This window comes from Coleofasciculus sp. A1-SPW-01, from assembly GCF_040217205.1.
Taxonomy (GTDB): Bacteria; Cyanobacteriota; Cyanobacteriia; order Cyanobacteriales; family Coleofasciculaceae; genus Coleofasciculus; species Coleofasciculus chthonoplastes_A.
This window is the reverse complement of the sequence record NZ_JAVJNP010000070.1, coordinates 1-3,064: the sequence shown is the minus strand read 5'-3', so window position 1 is coordinate 3,064 and position 3,064 is coordinate 1. Positions and strand designations below refer to the sequence as shown.

Annotated in this window: 3 protein-coding genes and 1 pseudogene; 2 read left to right on the top strand and 2 right to left on the bottom strand. The window is 46.8% G+C overall.

Annotated elements, in window-relative coordinates:
• Positions 1-222 precede the first annotated feature (222 nt).
• Positions 223-450: a hypothetical protein gene (locus RH949_RS11310; protein WP_446353136.1), complete on the bottom strand. Its 228-nt coding sequence runs from the start codon at positions 448-450 to the stop codon at positions 223-225.
• A gap of 315 nt (positions 451-765) precedes the next feature.
• Here RH949_RS11310 and RH949_RS11305 point away from each other — a divergent pair, with 315 nt between their 5' ends.
• Both RH949_RS11305 and RH949_RS11300 read left to right on the top strand, forming a co-directional pair.
• Positions 766-1,914 (top strand): SpoIID/LytB domain-containing protein, encoded by a 1,149-nt coding sequence (locus tag RH949_RS11305; RefSeq protein ID WP_446353134.1) that lies wholly within the window; start codon positions 766-768, stop codon positions 1,912-1,914.
• Positions 1,915-2,072: 158 nt separating this feature from the next.
• Positions 2,073-2,279 (top strand): annotated as a pseudogene (locus tag RH949_RS11300) (PIN domain nuclease); the annotation flags it as partial.
• 170 nt (positions 2,280-2,449) lie between these two features.
• On the opposite strand, the gene RH949_RS11295 reads toward RH949_RS11300, so the two are convergent.
• The gene (locus RH949_RS11295; RefSeq protein ID WP_446353132.1) at positions 2,450-2,740 is read right to left on the bottom strand and encodes a type II toxin-antitoxin system Phd/YefM family antitoxin; all 291 of its coding nucleotides are present in this window, start codon (positions 2,738-2,740) and stop codon (positions 2,450-2,452) included.
• Between the last annotated feature and the right edge of the window lie 324 nt (positions 2,741-3,064).

The window sequence follows — 3,064 nt, the reverse complement described above, 5'->3', positions numbered from 1 at the left end:
TCGGAGTGAATCCGAGAAAGCACGTATGGAGTGCTCTATATCAATTTAATAATTTTATTGGTCGATGCCCTGTAGTCAATCGTAGACACGATTACTACTGCGTCTCTAACTGGGAGCCGTTGGTTAAGGCTGATATCGAGCAACAACGCCGGGTATCAGCCAAGCGCAAGCGTTAACGGTTATCGACCAAAAGTTACACCGTGGACTTATACCAAGGCAGAATTACTGATGGGTAGGTTTGTCTAGGTTTTTAGAAGCGGCAATAATCATCGAACCAATCAGAATTGGAATCGAATTGGTCAACAAGGCAATGGCGGATAAAATGCCCGCCATGCCCATTAACACTAAATAAGAGGGTGAAAGCACCACTTCTTCCGAGAGTTGCTGGAGAATCTTGGGTTCAACCAGAGGGGGCTGGGGAGTTTGAATCAACTCGTTTGGTTTGTCCATGATTAGAAAATAGGGAACAGGAACTAGGGAACAGGAACTAGGGACTAGGATTCTAGGAAATGGGATGGGAGAGATTTTCCCGACAGGAGATTATACCGCTGGGATCGCCCCGCACTAGCCGATGAGCAAGAAACATGTTAGAAATATGCCTGTCAATCTTTTTAAGGGATGCAATCTTAGCCAGAGCAAAAATCAGCGTGCGGATTCTTGGTTCCAGTATCGGGAACGGAATAATCTAGCGATGACCAAGATTGGCAATTCCATCTCTGTTAATTATGAAACCGAGAGTAGTCTTCGGATGAGGAAGTTTTACAGATGAGATCTAGACGTTTTCCCTTCACTGTGGTAGATATGCTCAAGTTAATGATTCGCTCTGGAGGGCCTCATTGGTGGCTCTCTTTTTTATTGTGGATGATCGTAGTCAGTCCCGCCCAAGCCCTAACAGAATTACGGGTGGCGATTGAAGAAGGCGTCAGTCGCGTTAAGGTGGGAAGTTCAACCAAAGCCATTGTTCGCGATAGCGCGGGTCAACCTGTGGGAGAACTGGCGCCGATGAATGGTTTTGACGCCCAATCTGGAGGAAGTCAGGTTCGGTTAGGAAATTGGCGTTCGGGATCACTGTGGATTGAACCCACTGAGGATGGTTTGGTTTGGATAGGCGATCGCTGGTATCGGGGGCGGACTCGATTAGTAGCGACGGGGGGACGATTAACGGTGGTTAATCATGTGGACTTTGAGCAATATCTCTACAGCGTGATTGGTTCAGAAATGAGTCCGAGTTGGCCCCAAGAATCCCTCAAAGCCCAAGCTGTTGCGGCTCGTACCTACGCCCTCTATAAACGAGCTGAATCAGGGAATAGCGTCTACGATGTCGGTGATACAGTTAAGTGGCAAGTGTACAAAGGACTGGAAACTGAAGCCGAAAGCACTCATACCGCCGTCAACGCCACAGCCGGACAGATTTTGACCTACGGCGGTGATGTGATTCTATCCGTTTTCCATTCCTCGTCGGGTGGACATACAGAAAATGTGGAAGATATTTGGAGTAAACCCCTAGCCTATCTGCGAGGAGTTCCCGATTATGATGTGGGCGCACCTGTCTTTCAGTGGACTCAAACCTTTTCCGGTAGCGAATTAGGACGCCGGATTGGTGGAGTTGGGCGCGTCACTTCTATGACCCCAGAACGGACAACTCCCCATGGGCGCGTTGTCACCATGAGAGTAAAGGGAACAGGCGGGAGTAAGCGGGTTAGTGGCAATGATATGCGTAAGGCGCTGGGACTGAAAAGTACGCTGTTTACGGTGAGTAATATGGGTGGGAGTTTTCAAGTTAGTGGTCGCGGCTATGGTCACGGATTAGGATTAAGTCAATGGGGGGCGCATAATTTAGCGCAACAGGGTGTTAACTATCAACAGATTTTGAGTCACTACTATCAACAGGCAGCAATTTCTCAGCTTCCGTAATTTAAGAACAGTAACCCAGCTTTGAGGGGCTTGGTAACCAAGCCCCTACCATTGTTTATTTGGGTGTATAATTCTGTTTATGCCTAAAAGTCTTGAAGATATGGATGATGCTATTCGCCAAGGGATAGAGGAGTTCTGGCACGATCGCGGTTGATACAAATGTTGTTATTCCAGATACGGTAATTCTGGAAACCGAATGGGTGTTGCGTTTTGCTTATAAGTTTAAACCAACGGATATCTGCAAAGGGTTGAGAAACTTGTTGGGTTTGCCAACTGTTTATGTTGGCAATGCTAGCTTGATTGCTCAAGTTATTCAATGGCATGAAAATGGTTTAGACTTTGCTGATGCGTTTCATTTAGCACAGGTCGATTTAGGTATTGGCTTTCGATTGCGAGGGGGCAGCGATTGGGAAAGTTCTCTAGGGTTAGCATGATTTCGTAGCAGCCTCTAACCCACTGATGAGCTTGATCGACTGAGTAGTCCTTCATCCACAGAAAAATACCCTCGACATCCGCTATGGCAGTGGGTGAGATTTCAATCCGGTATGCCATACTTTTGACGTAATTGCACAAAGGCTTCGTCTAAGGGCATTCCCTGATGCTGTTCAAATTCATCTAGGCTTTTGCGAATTCCGGCTAGGGATTCTAAGAGTTCGATGCGTTCTAGGAGGCGTTGGTAGCTTTCCGCGTCTTGGACGACGACGGCGGCTTTGCCGTTCACCGTCAGCACGATGGGTGCTTGGGTGTCTTTGAGAGTGGTTAAAAACGCTTTGGCGCTTCGTTGAAACTCAGATAGGGGATGAATGTTGCGAAGGTTGAGAGACATGGCTACCGCCCAATCATACAGACGAATAGTTCCATGATAATTAGCTGAAAATTATTTGTCTATCGATTTTGGGTATGTGCCTATAGTGAGCCACAATCTGGCACGATTCCACCATGCAATATCGACGAGCGATCGCACTCAAACCAATTCCATGTGATCGCGCCTTTTTCTGGTATACTTTTATCGGCTCTCCCGTACATAAGGTGATAAATTTTCCTTATATGTGTAGCGATTGGCTTGATTTGAAGAAAACCTAGCTTAATCGCTTAATTAGTTGGGTTTCCTTCGTCAACCCAACCTACAAGCATTACACCGTGGGACTTT

Bases quoted from the DNA above. Each gene is read 5' to 3' on its own strand.
- RH949_RS11310 (WP_446353136.1), bottom strand. From the start codon at position 450: ATGGACAAACCAAACGAGTTGATTCAAACTCCCCAGCCCCCTCTGGTT.
- RH949_RS11305 (WP_446353134.1), top strand. From the start codon at position 766: ATGAGATCTAGACGTTTTCCCTTCACTGTGGTAGATATGCTCAAGTTA.
- RH949_RS11295 (WP_446353132.1), bottom strand. From the start codon at position 2,740: ATGTCTCTCAACCTTCGCAACATTCATCCCCTATCTGAGTTTCAACGA.